This window comes from Erwinia magellanica, assembly GCF_039023495.1.
Taxonomy (GTDB): domain Bacteria; phylum Pseudomonadota; class Gammaproteobacteria; order Enterobacterales; family Enterobacteriaceae; genus Erwinia.
The window spans coordinates 252,254-270,586 of record NZ_JBCHVC010000002.1 but is presented as its reverse complement, the minus strand read 5'-3'; the positions used below and the strand labels follow the sequence as shown (position 1 = coordinate 270,586).

Below are 18,333 nucleotides of genomic sequence, written 5' to 3'. Positions count from 1 at the left end.
GAGCATGCAGCGTTTCAAAGGGGGCGAATACTCTCTTCATCCACGTCTGCATCAAAGAACCGACGCAGCGTCTGAATATGATTATCCGCGATAATCGACTGACGCGCCTGCGCCAGTTTCTCTTCGTAAATTGCCTGACGCCATTCCAGCGGCGTTAACACTGCTGGATTATCATCTTCTGTCACTGTGAGTTCAACCGGCTGACCCGCAGCCTCACTCATTGCTTCTGCCAGCACTTTCAGCGCCGACGGTGAATTAAGGTGGCGCTGGCTGGAACGGAGGTGCAGGCATACGCCGCTTTCCGTCTTCTCTTTCCATGCATTCAGCGCCATCTGCTGCACCAGTTTCGGTAATGTCAGCGTGGCGATTTCTGCGGCCCAGGGATCGCGTAACAGAGATTCGGCAGCCAGTTTCGCCATCAGCTCTGGGGTTTTCTCATGCTCCAGCGCCGTACGCAAGGCCTTTGGTGTGGCAACCGGCTCCGGCTTAACTTCGCTCTGGATTGTCGCCTTCCAGCGATAGGCCTCTTTTTTTACCGGCGCAGCAGGTTCAGCGGCTGCCTGCCGCTTCTGGCTGCGCTCGGTAACTGAAGCCAACCGCTCCAGTGCCGAACTTGCCGGCCGCGCACTTTGCGCTGCCGGCTCACCCTTTTTTGGTTTGGTCGCTCCCTGCTGGCGCATTAACTGCGTTCGCGCCTGTAGCAGCTGACTGGTGGTATCAGGTAAAGTGCCGGGAGGCTCGGCCTCCTGCCCGGTATGCGGGGGCGTGGCGGCCACCGGCGGCGCTGACGGTGCCACGGGCTGAGCCTGCGGCGTCATTGCCGGCCGGGCAACCGGTTCGGCAATCACCTGTTTGGGATGAAAAGCCAGCGCGCGAAGCAGCGCCATTTCCACGCCCATGCGGCGATCCGGCGCCAGCGGCAGCTCTTTACGGCCTACCAACAGCGTCTGATAGTAAAGCTGCACATCCGTTGGCGGCAATACGCGCGCGAGTTCGCGCAGGCGCTGCTCTACGGCGGCGTAATCGTCACCCAGTGCGGAAGGAAGCAGCTGGATCATCGCCACGCGATGCAGCAGAGTCAGCATTTCAACCAACAACGCTTCCCACTCCACGCCGCGCGAGGCCGCCTGATTCAACAGCGACATCACCTGCTCGCCTTCAGCATTCACCAGCGCTTCAATCAGCGCCAGCGGCTGTTCATCATCCAGCGTGCCGAGCATGGCATTCACGGTGTCGGTGGTTACCTGCCCCTGCCCCATGGCAATGGCCTGATCGGTAAGACTCAGCGCATCGCGCATACTGCCATCAGCGGCACGCGCCAGCAGCTGCAACGCACGAGCTTCGGCCTCTATCTTCTCCTGGTGCAGCACATGCTCCAGCTGCCCCCGGATCTGCGCGACATCCAGCGCTTTCAGATGGAATTGCAAACAGCGCGAGAGGATCGTTACCGGCAGTTTTTGCGGGTCCGTGGTTGCCAGCAGGAATTTGACATGCTCGGGCGGCTCTTCCAGCGTCTTTAACAGCGCATTAAAGCTGTGACGCGAGAGCATATGCACTTCATCAATCAGATAGACTTTGAAGCGTCCACGGGCTGGAGCGTACTGCACGTTGTCCAGCAGATCGCGCGTGTCTTCAACTTTTGTTCGGGAAGCGGCGTCGATCTCAATCAGATCGACAAAACGGCCCTGCTCTATCTCGCGGCAGTTATCACACTGACCGCATGGCGTAGCCGTAATGCCCGTTTCGCAGTTCAGGCCTTTCGCCAACAGGCGGGCAATGGTGGTCTTTCCCACACCTCGGGTGCCGGAAAAAAGATAAGCGTGATGGATGCGGCCGAGCGACAGGCCATTAGCCAACGCGGTCAGGACATGCTCCTGACCGACTACATCAGTAAACGCTTGGGGACGCCACTTGCGGGCCAGTACCTGATAGCTCATTAATTCGCGGAATGTGTTGTGAACCGGAGGGTAATGCTAACACAGCCCCACCTTTACGGCGAGGCTGAACGTCTGGTCTCAGTGACCCGGGAAGTTAACCAGGCTGTAAGACTCGATGCCTTGCGCCTTCAGGCGCGCTTCGCCGCTTAAGTCGAAAAGATTGATGATGAAAGCGGCGTGACTCACTTCACCACCAGCGCGGCGGATTAGCTTAGCGGTGGCTTCAATGGTGCCGCCTGTTGCTAACAGATCGTCTACCACCAGCACAACGTCACCGGCGCCTATCGCATCGCAATGCAGTTCCAACTGATCCGTGCCGTACTCCAGCTCATAGCTTTGAGAAAAGGTTTTGCGCGGCAGTTTGCCTGGTTTACGCACGGGCACAAACCCAACGCCCAACGCTAAAGCCACCGGAGCGCCAAACAGGAAACCACGGGCTTCGGTGCCGACAACTTTGGTGATGCCTTTATCACGGAAACGCTCTACCAACAGCTCGATACTGAGCGCAAACGCTTTAGGATCTTCCAGCAGGCTGGTCACGTCACGAAACAGAATGCCCGGCTTGGGGTAATCCGGGATGCTTTTGATACTGTTTTTAAGAAATTCAAGCTGCTGAGCAGTCGCGGTCATAGTGTTATGCCTGGTAAATACAAATCTGACTCGCGCGGCTTCCTGAGCGCTGACGATCGGAAATCGCAGAGCAAAACGGGTCGGTCAGGGGGAAACCACGCACGAAAACGACCAAATCTATGCAAACCTACGGGCAATTGCAACCATACTCCATAAAATCACCGCTTTTCTTGCCCCTCTTTCACTACAGGTAACCGCAGCATAAAGACGATCAGAACCGAGAGCAGACAGAGTAACATCAGCCGTACCCAAAGGATGTTGACCAGCCACAAAGAAATGGCAAAGGTGATCAGCGTAAACGCAATCATTCTGCCTTTGGCTTTAGGCGGCAGCGCACGATATTGCTGCCAGTGACGCAACCAGGGGCCGAAAAGGGAGCGGTGCAGCAGCCAGTGATGAAAACGCGGAGAAGAGCGTGCAAAACACCAGGCCGCCAAAAGCAGAAAAGGCGTGGTAGGTAGCAGCGGTAAAATGACGCCCAGTGTGGCTAATCCCATCGCTAACCAGCCAATAATCAGTAAAATGATACGCTGCATTGCCTGAATCCTCTTTTTAACGAGGTGAGGCTAGCACACTGTGCAATCTCTGGAGAAACGAAATGAAAAGTGCTCTGCTGCTTCAGCAGCTTGAAGAGAAGCTGGAGCAACTGGCTGAAGCCGTAGCCCCTCACAGTAACAACCGAACGCCACGCGCCCGATTCGATGCACAGCTGTTTCATTCGCACAGCACCCGGCTTGGCGACTATCTGTTGGAAGTCAAAGAGAGCATGGTGATGCTCAAGCAGAGCGTTGCCTGCCAGCGAACCGATCGTGTCGCCTGGATGGCAGAGCGCGTGTTGCTGCAAATGAGTGCGTTACAACGTGAGCTGGCTACACAATCGTTACGGAAAAATGAGGCCGTTGCCGTGCCGGTTAGCGAGAATCTGTACGAGAAACTGGCTAAGCATCAGGATTACGAGCGGCGATTGCAGACGATGATCGCAGACAGAGAGAGCCAGCTCGGCCTCTGCGAAACGCTGATCCAACAGCAAAACATGCAGCGAGAGATCGCCGCGCTGGAGGGCCGTCTTCAGCGATGCCTGCATGCCACCCGACGTATTGAGCGGGCGATTGAAAAGCGCGAACACTAGAAGCGGTTATACTTGGGAAAATTGTGAAGTGGAGAAAATGATGGGCCTGCTTTCGTGGATAATCATTGGATTACTGACAGGTTTCCTCACCCGTCGCTTTTTTCCGGGGCGGCCTGGAGGGCTTATCCCAACGCTGATTCTGGCGACGATTGGCGCACTGATTGGCGGTTACGTTAGCGTGTTCTTTAATTACGGGACGCTGGCTGACCTTGAACCCAGGGCCATGCTGATCGCCCTTGCTGGTGCGCTGGTGATGGTTTTACTGGTCAAAAAACTGCGGATCTGAGTCTGGACCGGGAGAGGAACAGCGTATGTCGCTCGAAAGCGCACCTGAAGAGGTTAAACTGGCGGTAGATTTAATTATGCTGCTGGAAGAGAACAATCTGGATCCCCATACGGTGCTGGCCGCGCTGGCCATCGTACAAAAGGATTTTGAAAAAAAAGTGGCGCGTCAGGATTAAACCATTACGCCTTACGCAGGGCCGGGCTGTGCTGAAGCATATCAATAAGCACCTCCACCAGCTGCGGCGCATCCGCTTCAAGATCAAAGCTTTCCGGCATAAACAGCCAGTTTTCCATTATTCCCGTGACATAGGCGCGCATCACCACTGCGGTACGGCGCGTTTCGAGGCCTGGCGGTAATTGCCCCGCTTCCACACACTGGCGCAGGATATCTTCAATCTTTTCGTAACATTCAAGATAGAGAGTTTGTTGCATCAGTTGCAGAGTTGTCATTTCACCCACAAATTCACATTTATGGAAAATGATTTCCAGAAGCGAACGTCTGCGCTGGTCCCTTACTGTGGCTACAAGGACATAGGTGATCATTGCGCGCATAACAGAGAGTGGATCAGAAGGGTATTTTAATTGATACTCAAGCTCTAAGTTTTCCAGTCCAGATTCGGACTGTGCCCAGATTTCATTGAGCAAGTCGGTTTTGTTTTTGAAATGCCAGTAAATTGCACCACGCGTCACCCCTGCCGCAGCCGCGATATCAGCCAGTGACGTTTTGGATACGCCATGCCCGGAAAATCGTTCAATTGCCGCGTCAATAATGTGATTTCGCGTTTCTAACGCCTGTTGTTTGGTTTTTCGTGCCATAAGGTGGTTTTTACAAAAAGGTGGACTTACATACATTTGCGAATGTATGTACCATAGCACGACCATAATTTAAACGCAGCAATGGGTTTATGGGTATGTGATCCATTGAACAATCGATATCGGACACTCGAGGTTTATTTATGAACAAAAACAGAGGGATAACGCCTCTGGCGGCCGTTCTGATGCTTTCTGGCAGCTTAGCGCTGGCCGGATGTGATAACAAAGAAGCGCAACAGGCCGGGCAACAACAGCCACCCGAAGTGGGTGTGGTAACGCTGAAAAGCGCCCCGCTGAAAATCACTACCGATCTTCCGGGACGTACCTCTTCGTTTCGTATTGCAGAAGTTCGCCCACAGGTTTCGGGCATTATTTTGAAACGTAACTTCGTTGAAGGGAGCGATATCAAGGCGGGAGAATCACTCTATCAGATTGATCCTGCAACCTATCAGGCGGCTTATGACAGCGCTAAGGGCGATTTAGCTCAGGCTGTGGCAAATGCACAAATTGCGGCAGTAACCGTTAAACGTTACAAACCGTTATTAGGCACCAAATATATCAGCCAGCAGGATTACGATCAGGCTATCGCCACGCAGAGCCAGACGGCCGCTGCCGCGCAGGGCGCGAAAGCGAATGTCGAAACGGCCCGCATTAACCTTGCCTATACCAAAGTGACCTCGCCTATCAGCGGACGCATTGGTAAATCTTCCGTAACGGAAGGGGCGTTGGTTCAAAGCGGTCAGACTACCGCTCTGGCTACCGTGCAGCAGCTGGACCCTATCTATGTTGACGTCACCCAGTCCAGCGAAGACTTTTTACGTCTGCGTAGCGAACTGAACGCCGGCAAATTGCAGCAGGTTGACGGCAAAGCTCAGGTCAAACTGTTATTGCAGGATGGTAGCGAATACGAGCAGGGCGGAACATTAGAATTCTCTGATGTCACCGTGGATGAAACCACCGGTTCCATCACGCTGCGTGCAGTCTTCCCTAATCCGGATCACACGCTGTTGCCAGGTATGTTTGTACGTGCCCGTCTGGAAGAGGGAACTAATCCAAACGCGCTGTTAGTGCCACAGCAAGCGGTGACCCGTACGCCAACTGGCCAGGCTTCAGCCATGGTCGTAGGCGCGGATAACAAAGTTGAAGCCCGCACGCTGACGGCAGATCAGGCGGTTGGTGACAAATGGCTGGTGACCAGCGGTCTGAAAGAAGGCGACAAAGTCATTACTGTTGGTGTTCAGCGAGCTAAGCCGGGTGCGCAGGTTACCCCGCAGGAAGTGAGTGCAGACGAGGCCAAAAAGGCTGGTTCTGAACAACCGAAGTCTTAAACAGGAGCCGCTGATACATGGCTAAGTTCTTTATCGATCGCCCCATTTTTGCGTGGGTTATCGCCATCATCATCATGCTGGCGGGCGTGCTGTCGATTCTAAAACTGCCGATTGAGCAATATCCCAATGTTGCGCCGCCGGCCGTGCAGATTCGTGCAACCTATCCGGGTGCCGATGCGAAAACACTGCAAGACTCCGTCACGCAGGTCATTGAACAAAACATGAATGGTATCGATGGCCTGATGTATATGTCATCGAACAGCGATTCCTCCGGTACGTTGCAGCTTACTCTGACCTTCCAGTCAGGTACCGATCCGGATATCGCGCAGGTTCAGGTGCAGAACAAACTGCAACTGGCCACGCCATTACTGCCGCAGGAAGTGCAGCAGCAGGGGATTCAGGTTCAAAAATCCTCCAGCAGCTTCCTGATGGTAGCCGGTTTTGTCAGTGATAATGACAACATGACGCAGAATGACATCGCCGACTATGTGGCGTCGAATATCAAAGATCCTATCAGCCGAACCCTCGGCGTAGGGGATACCCAGATATTTGGTGCGCAGTATGCGATGCGAATCTGGATGGATCCGCACAAGCTGAATAACTTTAACCTGACGCCGGTAGATGTGATTAGCGCGATTAATTCACAAAACTCCCAGGTAGCAGCCGGTCAGTTAGGCGGCTCACCGCCGGTGCCGGGGCAGCAGCTTAATGCCTCTATCATTGCGCAAACGCGCCTGACCTCTACGGATGAATTCGGCAAAATTCTGCTGAAAGTTAACGCAGACGGTTCACGGGTACTGCTAAAAGACGTAGCGAAAATTGAACTCGGCGGTGAAAACTACGAGATTGTCGCTCGTTACAATGGTAAGCCCGCTTCCGGTATTGGTATCAAGCTGGCAACCGGTGCTAACGCTCTGGATACGGCAGCTGCGGTAAAAGCGGAACTGGCTAAACTGGAACCTTTCTTCCCGAATGGGATGAAGACCGTTTACCCTTACGATACAACGCCGTTTGTTAAAATCTCCATCAATGAAGTGGTGAAAACCCTGATTGAGGCGATTGTGCTGGTGTTTATCGTGATGTATCTGTTCCTGCAAAACTTCCGTGCAACCCTGATCCCAACCATAGCGGTGCCGGTGGTGCTGTTAGGTACCTTTGCCATTATCAATGCCTTTGGCTATTCGATAAACACCCTGACGATGTTCGGGATGGTGCTGGCGATAGGCCTGCTGGTGGATGATGCCATCGTGGTGGTGGAGAACGTCGAGCGCGTGATGGCGGAAGAAGGTCTGCCGCCAAAAGAAGCAACCCGCAAGTCGATGGAGCAGATTCAGGGCGCCCTGGTGGGGATTGCCATGGTGCTGTCTGCGGTATTTATCCCGATGGCCTTCTTCGGCGGCTCTACCGGGGTTATCTATCGTCAGTTCTCCATAACTATCGTTTCGGCGATGGTGCTGTCGGTAATTGTGGCGTTGATCCTGACGCCAGCGCTCTGCGCCACCATGCTGAAGCCAATCAAAAAAGGCGATCACGGCAAAACCACCGGTTTCTTCGGCTGGTTTAACCGCATGTTCGACAAGAGTACGGAGCACTATACCAACAGCGTTGGCCATATCATCCGCAGCACCGGTCGTTATCTGATTATCTACCTGGTGATTGTAGTGGGTATGGCTTACATGTTTGTTAAGCTCCCTTCCGCCTTCCTGCCGGAAGAGGATCAGGGTTTGCTGCTGGCTCAGGCGCAGTTGCCTGCCGGTGCGACCCAGGGCCGTACGCAGAAGGTGCTTGATGAGGTTACCGACTACTTCCTCACCAAAGAGAAAGATAATGTTCGCTCCGTCTTTACCGTAAACGGCTTTGGTTTTGCGGGTCGCGGACAGAACACCGGTATCGCCTTTGTCAGCCTGAAGCCGTGGGACGAACGTTCCGGTTCTGAAAACAAGGTCGACGGCATTGCCGGGCGCGCCATGCAGGCCTTTGGTGCTATCAAAGATGCAATGGTTATCCCGTTCAACCTGCCAGCGATTATCGAACTGGGTAACGCCACCGGCTTTGACTTCGAACTGATTGACCAGGCTAACCTCGGTCATGAAGCGCTGACGCAGGCCCGTAACCAGCTGCTTGGCAATGTCGCCAAACATCCGGATACGCTGGTAGGGGTTCGTCCTAACGGTCTGGAAGATACACCTCAGTACAAGCTGATGATTGATCAGGAGAAAGCAGAAGCCCTGGGCGTCTCTATTTCCGATATCAATACTACGCTGGGTGCTGCATGGGGCGGCTCATACGTTAACGACTTTATCGACCGCGGTCGTGTGAAGAAAGTGTACGTGATGGGCGAGGCCGAGTCCCGTATGTTGCCGGGCGATATCAATAAGTGGTACGTGCGCAACGCATCCGGTGAGATGGTGCCCTTCTCTGCCTTCTCCTCTGCTAAATGGCAGTATGGTTCGCCGCGTCTGGAGCGTTACAACGGCTTGCCATCCATGGAGATCCTCGGTCAGGCCGCACCTGGCAAAAGCTCGGGTGAGGCAATGGGGCTGATGGAACAGCTGGCTTCTCAGCTTCCGGAAGGGATCGGTTACGACTGGACGGGCATGTCCTATCAGGAACGTCTCTCTGGTAACCAGGCACCGGCGCTGTACGCTATCTCGCTGATTGTTGTTTTCCTCTGTCTGGCAGCGCTGTATGAGAGCTGGTCAATCCCGTTCTCAGTAATGCTGGTGGTGCCGCTCGGGGTTATCGGTGCACTGCTCTTCACCACGCTTCGTGGACTGAGTAATGACGTTTACTTTGTGGTGGGCCTGCTGACAACCATTGGTCTCTCGGCGAAGAATGCGATATTGATCGTAGAATTCGCCAAAGATCTGATGGAGAAAGAGGGCAAAGGGCTGATTGAATCAACGCTCCAGGCGGTTCGTATGCGTCTGCGTCCGATTCTGATGACCTCGCTGGCCTTTATCCTGGGCGTGCTGCCGCTGACTATCAGTACCGGTGCAGGCTCCGGTGCGCAGAATGCGGTTGGTACCGGGGTAATGGGCGGTATGGTTACCGCGACTATTCTGGCTATCTTCTTCGTACCGGTCTTCTTTGTGGTGGTTCGCCGCCGCTTCGGTAAGGACAAGGAAGAGCTGGAACAGGGACATCCTGTTGATCATCAACAGCACTAAACCTGATTGAGTATCTGATCAAGAGGCCGCTTATGCGGCCTCTTTTTTTTTAGCCCTCCCCTGCCTGTTTACCCGTTGCATTCTTGCGACTGTGCGCGCATAATTATTGTTATGTTATAACATAACTTATTTAGCGAGGCTTTATGAAAAAGGGTATCCATCCTGCTTACCGCACCGTCGCCTTTCACGATACCAGTGCAGACACCTGGTTCACCGTGGGTTCGACAATCAAAACAGACCGCACTATTGAGCTTGACGGCAAAATGCTGCCCTATGTGCCGCTGGACGTTTCTTCAGCGTCACACGCTTACTACACCGGCAAGCAGAAAGAGTTTGCTAAAGAAGGCAGCGCGCATCGCTTTAATCAGCGCTTCGGTCGTTTCTTTACTGCGGCAAAATAAGGAAACGTCATGCAGGTATTAAGCTCTCTGGCCTCGGCCAAAAAACGCCACAAAGATTGCAAAGTTGTACGTCGTCATGGCCGCGTCTTTGTAATTTGCAAAAGCAATCCACGCTTTAAAGCGGTTCAGGGTGGCAAGAAAAAACGTTAACTTACTCTTTATCAGCAAAAGCGGGCCGCGAGATGCGGCCCTTTTTTTTGGCCACGGTGGCTCAAAAGACTTGCTGTGGATAGCTCTCTGTTGCCGCTACCTTATTCGCTATAGCCAGAAGGCATCATCGCCGCTTTATCAGCTGAAAGACGGCCACCCTGTGTGGCCGTGATGCTGATTATTTCATGCTGCTAATCATGACATTAACGTTGTGCTGAAATGCTGCCACGTAAGTATCAGCCTCGCCGCCTTTTTTCGTCAGGGCTTCCGGAAAGAGTTCGCCACCCGGTTTTGCGCCAGAGGCAGAAGCAATCTGCTTAACCAGCCGCGGATCGGTCTGGTTTTCAATGAAGTAACGGTGAATATGCTCAGTTTTGAGCTGCGTGATCAGTCTGGCCACATCAGAAGCGCTGGCTTCTGACTCGGTGGAAAACCCTACCGGTGACATAAAGCTCACGCCGTAACGCTGGCCGAAATAGCCAAAAGCATCGTGGCTGGTCAGCACTTTGCGCTTCGCCTGAGGAATGGCCGCAAAGCGTTCAGCGGCCCAGCTATCCAGCTTATTTAACTGACTAATATAGGCAGAGCCACGCTGACGGAAATAGTCTGCATCTTCAGGATCGGCGGCGATCAGGGCATTCATGACATTGCTGGCATACACCGCGCCATTCTTCATGCTGTTCCATGCATGCGGGTCGGTAATGGTTTTGCCCTCCTCTTCCATAGAGCGGGTGGCGACCCCCTGGGAAGAGACAATCACTTTGCCCTTATAGCCGGAGGCGGTGATAAGGCGATCCATCCACCCTTCCAGCCCCAGCCCACTGACAAACACCACCTGCGCCTGCGCCAGCGCCTGGCTGTCCTGCGGCGTGGGTTCAAAGCTGTGCGGGTCACCATCCGGCCCAACCAGACTCTTCACCTTAACGTGCTCACCTCCAACTTCTTTTACAATGTCCGCCAGCACGGAAAAGCTGGCAACGCTATTCACAGCTTTTGCCATCGCCATTGGGGTGAGCACCATTCCCGCCAGTGCCAGGGCTACAGGTAACTTCTTCATACTTTCTCCTTACCAGTTGAAAAGGGGCGCGGACGCAGGATCCCACCGCATGGCCCCACTAAAATCGAGATAAAAAACAGAACTGCGGCGCTTAATACCACCGCCGGTCCGGCAGGCAGTGAGAGAAAGAAGGAGGCAATAAGTCCGCTAAAGCTGGCAAGCAATGCCAGAATCATCGCGGCGGCAATCATGGCCGGAAGTTCCCGGCCCCAGAAGCGAGCAGCAGCAGCTGGCAGCATCATCAGCCCCACGCACATTAGCGTTCCCAGCACCTGGAAACCCGCTACCAGATTGGTGACCACCAGAACCAGAAAGATGCCGTGTACTAAAGTAGCGACCCAGCGGTTCTGCGCGCGTAAAAAACCAGGATCAAACGCATCAATCACCAGGGGGCGGTAAATCAGGGCCAGCACCGCCATTGTCAGGGCAGAAATGGTGCTGACCAGCAGAATGGAAGGATTGTCCACAGCCAGCAGGGAGCCAAACAGTACGTGCAGCAGGTCAATACTGGAACCGCGGAGAGAAACTAGCGTGACGCCTGTGGCCAGCGAGCCGAGATAGAAGCCAGCAAAGCTGGCATCTTCCTTTAACGGCGTGTAGCGGCTGACCGCACCGGACAACAGCGCCACGGACAGACCGGCAATAATCCCTCCAATTCCCATCGCTACCAGCGACAGGCCTGAAATCAAATAACCTATAGCGGCACCGGGCAGCACGGCATGAGACAGCGCATCCCCAACCAGACTCATTCTGCGCAGCAACAGAAATACGCCTAACGGTGTCGCGCTGAGTGAAAGAGCGATGCAGGCGACCAGCGCCCGACGCATAAAGCCGAATTCGATAAAGGGATGAAGCAGCGTCAGCATCAGCATGCCCCCTGGCTGCGCAGCCGTGTTACCGGTCTACTCATACCAGACCATTCAGCATGGCTGTTGGTAAGACGAAGCTTCTGAGGAAAAAATTTATCAACGGTAGCCATATCATGCAGGACAACGATTACCGTGCAGCCTGCCTGATGACGCTCCTGCAACAGCTTCATCAATAATTCACTGGTCTGGCTGTCTATGGCGGCAAAAGGTTCATCAAGCAATAACAGCCCGGCGTTCTGGATTAACAAACGAGCAAAGAGCACCCGTTGCAACTCACCACCCGATAAAGTACCCGGTGATGCAGTAGCAAAATCCAGCATGCCAACTTTGCTCAGCGCCGCCATGACATTCTGACGAAGCTGCTGGTTTACCGAACCAAACCAGCCACATTGTTGCCAGCATCCCATCGCGACCAAATCAAAAACGGTGATGGGAAAGCTCTTCTCTATTTCTGCCTGCTGGGGCAGCCAGGCAAGAGAAGCGGGTGCTTGCGCTATAGTGACTGAACCGCTAACAGGAGGCAGTAAACCAGCCATCGTTTTCAACAAGGTAGACTTCCCGGAACCGTTAGCGCCAATCAGGGCGGTCAGAGATCCTCTCTGGAATTCTCCTTGCAAAAGAGGCGTTACTGCCCTGCCCTGATAGCCTGCTCTGAGCTGATTTAAGGTAATCATCACACGGCCGCCCAATATGTCAGGCCTGCCAGCAGCAGAATGACTGATGAAGATATCGCCAGGCGCACCAGGACAGAGTAGGTAAACAAGGTACCGAAGTGAACCAGAGAGTGAGGGGACGGCATAAGGGTGACCATTGTTATGTTATAATATAACAATTATCATACGTTGCCTGAGTATGAAGGCACTCACGAAAGTGTATCTAAGTATTACCTGCTAATAACGTTCAGGGACTTGATGTTATATAAACTTTTTTCAACTTCCCGCAAACTGATGTCGCGAAAAAGCGCATTATCTACTAAGATAAATAAGAAACAAATCATTAAGATAGTCTGAAGTGTGCTAAACAGCCTTGATAAATCCATCAAGCCGACTAATTATCTCTATAAGCGTTAATTAACTCTGTGGGGAAAAAATGCGCAAATCTATTCCCATTCCTGACAAAGGTATTGAACCGGATCTGAATCTGCTTTCAGAAAACGTTCAGCGGATTATTCCCAAAATAGAAACGTCGCTAACCGGTTCGCTGTTATGGTATTCACAAAATGCGCAATATGTTCCCGAAAGCATAAAAATTATTTCTATAGAACATTCTGGGGAATCGCGTTATAAGATGAGATACAGCTTCCGCTGGAACGTTTTCAATGCCTGTCTTGATATTGATGAAGATGAAACCACTTTTGAAACTGTGCATTTCGAGTACCAGCCGGGACAACTGATTTTTGATTTCATTCAAACTGAGCAGTCAACCTCAGCGGATGAATTGTAATAGCACCTAATAGCGTGCAAATAAAATTGCTGACGTTATATTTATTAATATTTTTAGGTTAAGCTTAATTATCACTTCCTGCCATACTCAACGCTGAAAGCCCGCGCTAACGGCATCTTTCACTCGCTATGGAGGGGAAAAAGATGGACGAATACTCACCAAAAAGGCATGATATCGCCCAACTGAAATTCGTGTGTGAAAATTTGTATGACGAAAGCCTGGCAACATTAGGTGACAGTCATCATGGCTGGGTTAACGATCCTACATCTGCGGTCAATTTACAGCTCAACGATTTGATTGAGCATATTGCTGCTTTCACCATGAATTACAAAATCAAACATATCGAAGATAGTGACTTGATTAGTCAGATAGATGAATATCTTGATGATACATTTATGCTCTTCAGTAATTACGGCATTAATGTTCAGGATTTGCAGCGCTGGCAAAAATCAGCGAAACGATTGTTCAACATTTTCGCAGAGGAATGCGCTCTCGTGCCGATACAGACGAGCCATTCATTTTAGCAACCCTTTATTTTTTCTACGGTTTAACAATGACAGATAAACTCCTGACTAAAACTGATTATCTGATGCGTTTAAGACGTTGTCGTTCTATCGACACGCTGGAACGTGTGATTGAAAAAAACAAATACGAATTATCCGATAATGAACTGGCCGTATTTTATTCTGCTGCGGATCACCGTCTGGCTGAACTGACGATGAATAAGCTTTACGATAAAATTCCGGTATCTGTCTGGAAATTTGTTCGATAAGTTTTTTTGATAAGAAAGAGAAGGCTGGCAGGGTAAAGCAGAATTGGGTGGGGGCCCTGCCAGCTACATCCCGGCACACGCGTCACCTGCTGCGGCTGCTTCCTTCCGGATCTGACCGAGTTCACAAGTTAGCATTGCGGGAGAACCAACCGGGCCCCCATTGAGTGCTCCATCAGATGGAGCGAGGGCATTATCAATGAAGGCTCAGGCAATTGCAAGCCTGTGCCGGATGACCGTTGCTTTCTTGTGCAAATCCTTTCTTACTGCTATCTGCTTGTTTTCAAAGCCGACGCAGCGCGGGCTGATAACGGCCCGATAACTTCATGAAATTGCTTCAGATGTTCTGCCGTTTCGATTATTGTTGAGATCGAACCAGGGAGCAATTATGGATCACTTCGATACTTTTCAGCAGCGCATCTACCAAATTCTGGCCGCCATCCCCTGCGGTAAAGTCACCACCTATGGTGATATCGCCCGTCTGGCAGGCTCTCCGCGAGCGGCCCGACAGGTTGGTGGCGTACTCAGGCGCCTGCCGGAAGGCAGTAAACTTCCCTGGCATCGGGTTATAAACAGGTCAGGCGAAATCTCTTTAACAGGTGACGATCTGGATCGGCAGCGCCATGCTCTGCTTCAGGAAGGGGTGGATGTCAGCCCGGAAGGAAAAGTGATGCTCAGCCTCTATCGCTGGCAGGGATAACCGCCCCCTGGGGGGCGGAATAGCTTACAGGGAGTTCGGAGCAGGCACCGATGAAGAAGGCGTGATCTGCGTTGGCGAAGTAGAAGGTACTGTGGTCGCCGCCCCGCTTTGCGTCGGCATAGCCATTGAAGGGACCGGAACCAGTAACAACTCCTGCTTATTACCACCATTATTAATCACCGGTTTGACGTTATCGGTGATAAACATCATTTTACCGTCCACCGTGATCGCCGCGCTCAAAAGAATTCGGGCGTTTGGCTGAACATCAGCCGGATTGAAAGGCAGAATAAAGTTGAAAGGCGCCTGCTTGCCTTCTGTTCTTACCGCGCGTTGTGACAGGACTTTTGAAGGCTGATCGGCAATAGAAGCATCAGAGAGCGTGACGGTTAGTACCGCATCCGGTGGCAGCGACACGCGCTGACGGATATACACCGTACCACTGACGTTAGGCTGCCGTAGCGTAGCCTGCTCACCCGCTACCTGAGAGGCCAGCGTGGCAGTAGGTACGTCCTTCCCTTTATCAGCGCATCCTGAGAGTGCAACCGCCAGTGCGGCACCTGTTAATATTGGCCAGACTTTCATTGATTTAATCTCCTTGCTATCAATGTAGAGGTTGATGTTTCTGTTAGCCTGAAGAGCAGCGGTTTGCTGTTCTGTTAGCTTTAATTCTGGCACAAGTTACTGATTTTGCCTGGCAGCCTTTTTATCCTCCCTTCAGCAAAGATAATTTTTGCTGACCCGTTGACCTTAACTGGTCGGATCTCGCACACTGAAGGTAAGACGATCAATGAGGATGGCCGCCATGAGTCACGCTTTGCAAAACCTGTTAAATTTGTTGAATCTGGAAAAGCTGGAAGAGGGTCTGTTCCGCGGTCAGAGCGAAGACCTGGGATTGCGCCAGGTGTTTGGTGGCCAGGTGGTAGGTCAGGCGCTGTATGCGGCAAAACAGAGCGTGCCGGCGGACCGGATCATTCACTCTTTTCACAGCTATTTTTTACGTCCCGGCGACAGCCAAAAAGCGATTATCTATGATGTGGAAACGCTGCGCGACGGGCAAAGTTTCAGCGCCAGAAGAGTGAGTGCGGTACAGAATGGACATCCCATCTTTTACATGACTGCTTCATTTCAGGCGCCAGAGAGCGGATATGAGCATCAAAAACGGATGCCAGAGGTGCCCGGACCAGATAATTTGACCAGCGAAAGTGAGATGGCCAGGCAGTTAGCCCACTTTATTCCTGAAAAAGCGCGCGAGAAATTTCTCTCTGAAAAGCCTTTTGAGATCCGCCCCGTTAAGTTTCATAACCCCTTAAAGGGACATGTGGATGAGCCGACCCGGCACGTCTGGATCCGTGCCAACGGCACTATGCCGGAAGATAAGCGGATCCACCAATATCTGCTGGGCTATGCCTCAGACTTTAATTTTCTGCCGGTCGCGTTGCAGCCGCATGGCAAAGGGTTTCTGGAGCCAGGCATGCAGGTTGCCACCATCGATCACTCCATGTGGTTCCATCGCCCTTTCGACCTGAATCAGTGGCTACTCTACAGCGTGGAGAGTACCTCTGCTTCCGGCGCCAGAGGGTTTGTTCGCGGGGAGTTTTATACTCAGGATGGCACGCTGGTTGCTTCTACCGTGCAGGAGGGCGTGATGCGCCTCCGGCAGACGCAGCAGCAATAAAAAACGGCTCCCGAGGGAGCCGTTCTTCTTTCTCTTCTTTTAGCCATTCCATTACTGGTTGTAAGCATTCTCGCCGTGGCTGTTTACGTCCAGACCTTCACGTTCCTGCTCTTCCGGAACACGCAGGCCAACAATCATATCTGCCACTTTGAAGGCGACAAAGGCAACCACGCCGGTCCAGACGACGGTCACGCCTACGCTGAACAGCTGGATCCAGACCTGATGGCCCATCGTCACGCCTTCTGCGTAGCCCACGCCGCCCAGTGAAGAGGAAGCGAAGACGCCAGTGAGAATACAGCCAACGATGCCGCACACGCCGTGCACGCCGAATACATCGCAAGGGTCATCAACACGCAGCCATTTCTTCAGAGTGGTCACACCCCAGATACCTGCAAGTCCACCAACGATACCAATTATCAGCGCACCGCCCACGCCAACATAGCCACAGGCTGGGGTGATAGCGACCAGACCGGCAATCACGCCAGAGCAGACGCCCAGTAGTGAAGGCTTGCCGCGAAGCGCCCACTCACCGAAGGTCCAGCTCAGCATTGCGCCTGCGGTGGCCATTACGGTGTTAATAAAGGCCAGCCCAGCAATTTCGTTGGCCGCACTGGCAGAGCCAGCGTTGAAGCCAAACCAGCCCACGTACAGAATAGCGGTGCCGGTAAAGACCATCGGCAGATTATGGGGCTTGAAGGCTTCTTTACCGAAGCCAGCGCGTTTGCCTACCAGGTAAGCGCCCACCAGTCCAGCCACAGCAGCGTTGATGTGTACAACGGTGCCGCCAGCGAAGTCCAGCGCGCCGTCCTGAGCCAGTAGACCACCAGACCAGACCATGTGCGCAATAGGCAGATAAGAGAAGGTCAGCCAGATAGCCACAAAGATCAGTACGGCGGAGAAGCGAACGCGTTCAGCGATAGCCCCTACAATCAGCCCCACGGTGATACAGGCGAATGAGGCCTGGAATGAGACGTGGATATACTGGTAGAAGGAGCCAACCAGCGACGTCAGCTGAATGTTTTTCAACATAGCCATGCTGAAGCCGCCAAAGAAGGCGTTCCCTTCACTGAAAGCCAGCGAGTAGCCATAAACCATCCACAAAACGCAGACCATAGCGAAGGTCACGGCAACCTGAGTCATCATGGAGAGAACGTTTTTGGCGCGGATTAAACCGCCGTAAAACAGGGCAATACCTGGTAAAGTCATAAACAGCACCAGAGCGGTGCAGATCATCATAAAGGCGTTATCGGCTTTATCAGCCACTGCGGGTGCCGCAGCCATCGCAAGCGAGGGTAATAAAGCCAGGGTGGCGAGGCCGAATGTAGCAATTTTTTTATTCATTTTATTCCATCCTTCACTATTCTAAGCCCCTACAGCGCAGCTTCATCCGTTTCGCCAGTGCGAATACGGATGACACGCTGCAGTTCCGCAACAAAAATCTTACCGTCACCGATTTTGCCGGTGTAAGCCGCCTTGCTGATCATATCAACCACTTCATCAAGCTGGTCATCTGCAATGGCAATATCTATTTTTACTTTTGGCAGGAAGTTCACGCTGTACTCAGCACCGCGATAAAGTTCTGCATGCCCCTTCTGGCGACCAAAACCTTTTACTTCGGTAACGGTAAGCCCTTGAATACCGATAGAGGACAATGCTTCACGCACGTCTTCCAGCTTAAACGGTTTGATTACCACGGTAACCAGCTTCATACGATCCCCTCCAGGTATGGAAAATGGTTGATGCGCCCAACACGGAAGGATTAAAGCAAAGGCTGTGCCATAAATTATAAATTGGCATTTTTCAGAAGATTAGTCAGTCCCGCTCTGAGTTTCTTGTCAGCGTTATCTCTTGTTCCGCCACAGCCCGCCGAAATCCGCGCAGAAAAAACGCACCATAAAGGTGCGTTGCGCTTTAAATTTGTGCAGAGCGGTCGTTTAAGGCAATTTCTCGCCTGATTGTGGTGCAGCGAAGCGGTAA

General features: G+C 52.5%; 22 protein-coding genes, 1 other RNA gene and 1 other annotated feature. Of the genes, 12 read left to right on the top strand and 11 right to left on the bottom strand.

The features are described from left to right. Nucleotides 1-14 precede the first annotated feature (14 nt). The 3 genes from dnaX to AAH450_RS08475 form a co-directional block, all read right to left on the bottom strand. A complete protein-coding gene (gene dnaX / locus AAH450_RS08485) occupies nucleotides 15-1,937 on the bottom strand; it encodes a DNA polymerase III subunit gamma/tau (RefSeq protein ID WP_342909839.1) in 1,923 nt (640 codons plus the stop codon). After that, nucleotides 612-673, bottom strand: a sequence feature (DnaX frameshifting element). (Overlaps the previous gene by 62 nt.) A 78-nt stretch (nucleotides 1,938-2,015) precedes the next feature. Beyond that, nucleotides 2,016-2,567: an adenine phosphoribosyltransferase gene (apt, locus tag AAH450_RS08480; RefSeq protein WP_342909838.1), complete on the bottom strand. Its 552-nt coding sequence runs from the start codon at nucleotides 2,565-2,567 to the stop codon at nucleotides 2,016-2,018. 158 nt (nucleotides 2,568-2,725) lie between these two features. After that, complete coding sequence (locus AAH450_RS08475) at nucleotides 2,726-3,103, bottom strand: DUF454 family protein (protein WP_342909837.1); 378 nt, start codon at nucleotides 3,101-3,103, stop codon at nucleotides 2,726-2,728. A gap of 62 nt (nucleotides 3,104-3,165) precedes the next feature. Here AAH450_RS08475 and priC point away from each other — a divergent pair, with 62 nt between their 5' ends. The 3 genes from priC to rsmS are packed head-to-tail and all read left to right on the top strand — an operon-like array spanning nucleotide 3,166 to nucleotide 4,157. Then, nucleotides 3,166-3,696 carry a primosomal replication protein gene (priC, locus tag AAH450_RS08470; RefSeq protein ID WP_342909836.1) on the top strand — a complete coding sequence of 177 codons (531 nt, stop codon included), beginning with the start codon at nucleotides 3,166-3,168 and terminating at the stop codon, nucleotides 3,694-3,696. Between the two features lie 40 nt (nucleotides 3,697-3,736). Further along, nucleotides 3,737-3,982 carry a GlsB/YeaQ/YmgE family stress response membrane protein gene (locus AAH450_RS08465; protein WP_342910369.1) on the top strand — a complete coding sequence of 82 codons (246 nt, stop codon included), beginning with the start codon at nucleotides 3,737-3,739 and terminating at the stop codon, nucleotides 3,980-3,982. Between the two features lie 25 nt (nucleotides 3,983-4,007). Beyond that, nucleotides 4,008-4,157 carry a pleiotropic regulatory protein RsmS gene (gene rsmS, locus AAH450_RS08460; protein ID WP_306207377.1) on the top strand — a complete coding sequence of 50 codons (150 nt, stop codon included), beginning with the start codon at nucleotides 4,008-4,010 and terminating at the stop codon, nucleotides 4,155-4,157. 4 nt (nucleotides 4,158-4,161) lie between these two features. Here rsmS and acrR read toward each other — a convergent pair whose 3' ends face one another. After that, on the bottom strand, nucleotides 4,162-4,797 hold the full coding sequence (acrR, locus tag AAH450_RS08455) for a multidrug efflux transporter transcriptional repressor AcrR (protein ID WP_342909835.1): 636 nt from the start codon (nucleotides 4,795-4,797) through the stop codon (nucleotides 4,162-4,164). A 140-nt stretch (nucleotides 4,798-4,937) separates the two neighbouring features. Between acrR and AAH450_RS08450 the strand changes: the two genes are divergently transcribed. The 4 genes from AAH450_RS08450 to ykgO all read left to right on the top strand — a co-directional run bounded on the left by AAH450_RS08450 (nucleotide 4,938) and on the right by ykgO (nucleotide 9,843). Beyond that, nucleotides 4,938-6,122, top strand: a complete 1,185-nt coding sequence (locus AAH450_RS08450) for an efflux RND transporter periplasmic adaptor subunit (RefSeq protein WP_342909834.1) — start codon at nucleotides 4,938-4,940, stop codon at nucleotides 6,120-6,122. Nucleotides 6,123-6,139: 17 nt separating this feature from the next. Further along, nucleotides 6,140-9,292: an efflux RND transporter permease subunit gene (locus AAH450_RS08445; RefSeq protein WP_342909833.1), complete on the top strand. Its 3,153-nt coding sequence runs from the start codon at nucleotides 6,140-6,142 to the stop codon at nucleotides 9,290-9,292. A 143-nt stretch (nucleotides 9,293-9,435) separates the two neighbouring features. Beyond that, on the top strand, nucleotides 9,436-9,693 hold the full coding sequence (locus AAH450_RS08440) for a type B 50S ribosomal protein L31 (RefSeq protein WP_342909832.1): 258 nt from the start codon (nucleotides 9,436-9,438) through the stop codon (nucleotides 9,691-9,693). 9 nt (nucleotides 9,694-9,702) lie between these two features. Next, complete coding sequence (ykgO, locus tag AAH450_RS08435; protein ID WP_318789938.1) at nucleotides 9,703-9,843, top strand: type B 50S ribosomal protein L36; 141 nt, start codon at nucleotides 9,703-9,705, stop codon at nucleotides 9,841-9,843. Nucleotides 9,844-10,021: 178 nt separating this feature from the next. Here the strand turns inward: ykgO and AAH450_RS08430 are convergent, their stop codons facing one another. Genes AAH450_RS08430 through AAH450_RS08420 form a run of 3 tightly spaced genes read right to left on the bottom strand, consistent with a single transcriptional unit; the run spans nucleotide 10,022 to nucleotide 12,443 of the window. Continuing rightward, nucleotides 10,022-10,900, bottom strand: a complete 879-nt coding sequence (locus tag AAH450_RS08430) for a metal ABC transporter substrate-binding protein (RefSeq protein WP_342909831.1) — start codon at nucleotides 10,898-10,900, stop codon at nucleotides 10,022-10,024. Beyond that, entirely contained in the window at nucleotides 10,897-11,763 is an 867-nt protein-coding gene (locus tag AAH450_RS08425) for a metal ABC transporter permease (protein WP_342910368.1), read from the bottom strand. The genes AAH450_RS08430 and AAH450_RS08425 overlap by 4 nt, the downstream gene beginning before the upstream one ends. 2 nt (nucleotides 11,764-11,765) lie before the next feature. Further along, nucleotides 11,766-12,443 carry a metal ABC transporter ATP-binding protein gene (locus AAH450_RS08420; protein ID WP_342909830.1) on the bottom strand — a complete coding sequence of 226 codons (678 nt, stop codon included), beginning with the start codon at nucleotides 12,441-12,443 and terminating at the stop codon, nucleotides 11,766-11,768. Between the two features lie 415 nt (nucleotides 12,444-12,858). Between AAH450_RS08420 and AAH450_RS08415 the strand changes: the two genes are divergently transcribed. From AAH450_RS08415 to AAH450_RS08405, 3 genes are all read left to right on the top strand, one after another. Continuing rightward, a complete protein-coding gene (locus AAH450_RS08415) occupies nucleotides 12,859-13,212 on the top strand; it encodes a hypothetical protein (protein ID WP_342909829.1) in 354 nt (117 codons plus the stop codon). A gap of 143 nt (nucleotides 13,213-13,355) precedes the next feature. Further along, on the top strand, nucleotides 13,356-13,736 hold the full coding sequence (gene tomB, locus AAH450_RS08410; protein WP_306207395.1) for an Hha toxicity modulator TomB: 381 nt from the start codon (nucleotides 13,356-13,358) through the stop codon (nucleotides 13,734-13,736). A gap of 29 nt (nucleotides 13,737-13,765) precedes the next feature. Then, on the top strand, nucleotides 13,766-13,984 hold the full coding sequence (locus AAH450_RS08405; protein ID WP_034889649.1) for an HHA domain-containing protein: 219 nt from the start codon (nucleotides 13,766-13,768) through the stop codon (nucleotides 13,982-13,984). A gap of 54 nt (nucleotides 13,985-14,038) precedes the next feature. On the opposite strand, the gene ffs is transcribed toward AAH450_RS08405, so the two are convergent. Beyond that, nucleotides 14,039-14,135, bottom strand: an RNA gene (gene ffs, locus AAH450_RS08400) — signal recognition particle sRNA small type. 234 nt (nucleotides 14,136-14,369) lie between these two features. Between ffs and AAH450_RS08395 the strand changes: the two genes are divergently transcribed. Next, nucleotides 14,370-14,681, top strand: coding sequence for an MGMT family protein (locus tag AAH450_RS08395; RefSeq protein ID WP_342909828.1), 312 nt, complete (start codon nucleotides 14,370-14,372; stop codon nucleotides 14,679-14,681). A gap of 24 nt (nucleotides 14,682-14,705) precedes the next feature. On the opposite strand, the gene AAH450_RS08390 is transcribed toward AAH450_RS08395, so the two are convergent. Next, on the bottom strand, nucleotides 14,706-15,263 hold the full coding sequence (locus AAH450_RS08390; RefSeq protein ID WP_342909827.1) for a YbaY family lipoprotein: 558 nt from the start codon (nucleotides 15,261-15,263) through the stop codon (nucleotides 14,706-14,708). A 220-nt stretch (nucleotides 15,264-15,483) separates the two neighbouring features. Between AAH450_RS08390 and tesB the strand changes: the two genes are divergently transcribed. Continuing rightward, complete coding sequence (gene tesB / locus AAH450_RS08385; RefSeq protein ID WP_342909826.1) at nucleotides 15,484-16,356, top strand: acyl-CoA thioesterase II; 873 nt, start codon at nucleotides 15,484-15,486, stop codon at nucleotides 16,354-16,356. 51 nt (nucleotides 16,357-16,407) lie between these two features. Here the strand turns inward: tesB and amtB are convergent, their stop codons facing one another. Continuing rightward, on the bottom strand, nucleotides 16,408-17,697 hold the full coding sequence (gene amtB, locus AAH450_RS08380; protein WP_342909825.1) for an ammonium transporter AmtB: 1,290 nt from the start codon (nucleotides 17,695-17,697) through the stop codon (nucleotides 16,408-16,410). A 29-nt stretch (nucleotides 17,698-17,726) separates the two neighbouring features. Next, nucleotides 17,727-18,065 (bottom strand): P-II family nitrogen regulator, encoded by a 339-nt coding sequence (gene glnK, locus AAH450_RS08375; protein WP_342909824.1) that lies wholly within the window; start codon nucleotides 18,063-18,065, stop codon nucleotides 17,727-17,729. Nucleotides 18,066-18,333: the final 268 nt, after the last annotated feature.

Bases quoted from the DNA above. Each gene is read 5' to 3' on its own strand.
- glnK (WP_342909824.1), bottom strand. From the start codon at position 18,065: ATGAAGCTGGTTACCGTGGTAATCAAACCGTTTAAGCTGGAAGACGTG.
- acrR (WP_342909835.1), bottom strand. From the start codon at position 4,797: ATGGCACGAAAAACCAAACAACAGGCGTTAGAAACGCGAAATCACATT.
- AAH450_RS08445 (WP_342909833.1), top strand. From the start codon at position 6,140: ATGGCTAAGTTCTTTATCGATCGCCCCATTTTTGCGTGGGTTATCGCC.
- AAH450_RS08395 (WP_342909828.1), top strand. From the start codon at position 14,370: ATGGATCACTTCGATACTTTTCAGCAGCGCATCTACCAAATTCTGGCC.
- dnaX (WP_342909839.1), bottom strand. From the start codon at position 1,937: ATGAGCTATCAGGTACTGGCCCGCAAGTGGCGTCCCCAAGCGTTTACT.
- AAH450_RS08390 (WP_342909827.1), bottom strand. From the start codon at position 15,263: ATGAAAGTCTGGCCAATATTAACAGGTGCCGCACTGGCGGTTGCACTC.
- AAH450_RS08450 (WP_342909834.1), top strand. From the start codon at position 4,938: ATGAACAAAAACAGAGGGATAACGCCTCTGGCGGCCGTTCTGATGCTT.
- AAH450_RS08440 (WP_342909832.1), top strand. From the start codon at position 9,436: ATGAAAAAGGGTATCCATCCTGCTTACCGCACCGTCGCCTTTCACGAT.
- tesB (WP_342909826.1), top strand. From the start codon at position 15,484: ATGAGTCACGCTTTGCAAAACCTGTTAAATTTGTTGAATCTGGAAAAG.
- AAH450_RS08430 (WP_342909831.1), bottom strand. From the start codon at position 10,900: ATGAAGAAGTTACCTGTAGCCCTGGCACTGGCGGGAATGGTGCTCACC.
- tomB (WP_306207395.1), top strand. From the start codon at position 13,356: ATGGACGAATACTCACCAAAAAGGCATGATATCGCCCAACTGAAATTC.
- AAH450_RS08420 (WP_342909830.1), bottom strand. From the start codon at position 12,443: ATGATTACCTTAAATCAGCTCAGAGCAGGCTATCAGGGCAGGGCAGTA.
- rsmS (WP_306207377.1), top strand. From the start codon at position 4,008: ATGTCGCTCGAAAGCGCACCTGAAGAGGTTAAACTGGCGGTAGATTTA.
- apt (WP_342909838.1), bottom strand. From the start codon at position 2,567: ATGACCGCGACTGCTCAGCAGCTTGAATTTCTTAAAAACAGTATCAAA.
- ykgO (WP_318789938.1), top strand. From the start codon at position 9,703: ATGCAGGTATTAAGCTCTCTGGCCTCGGCCAAAAAACGCCACAAAGAT.
- AAH450_RS08415 (WP_342909829.1), top strand. From the start codon at position 12,859: ATGCGCAAATCTATTCCCATTCCTGACAAAGGTATTGAACCGGATCTG.
- priC (WP_342909836.1), top strand. From the start codon at position 3,166: ATGAAAAGTGCTCTGCTGCTTCAGCAGCTTGAAGAGAAGCTGGAGCAA.
- AAH450_RS08405 (WP_034889649.1), top strand. From the start codon at position 13,766: ATGACAGATAAACTCCTGACTAAAACTGATTATCTGATGCGTTTAAGA.
- AAH450_RS08465 (WP_342910369.1), top strand. From the start codon at position 3,737: ATGGGCCTGCTTTCGTGGATAATCATTGGATTACTGACAGGTTTCCTC.
- AAH450_RS08475 (WP_342909837.1), bottom strand. From the start codon at position 3,103: ATGCAGCGTATCATTTTACTGATTATTGGCTGGTTAGCGATGGGATTA.
- amtB (WP_342909825.1), bottom strand. From the start codon at position 17,697: ATGAATAAAAAAATTGCTACATTCGGCCTCGCCACCCTGGCTTTATTA.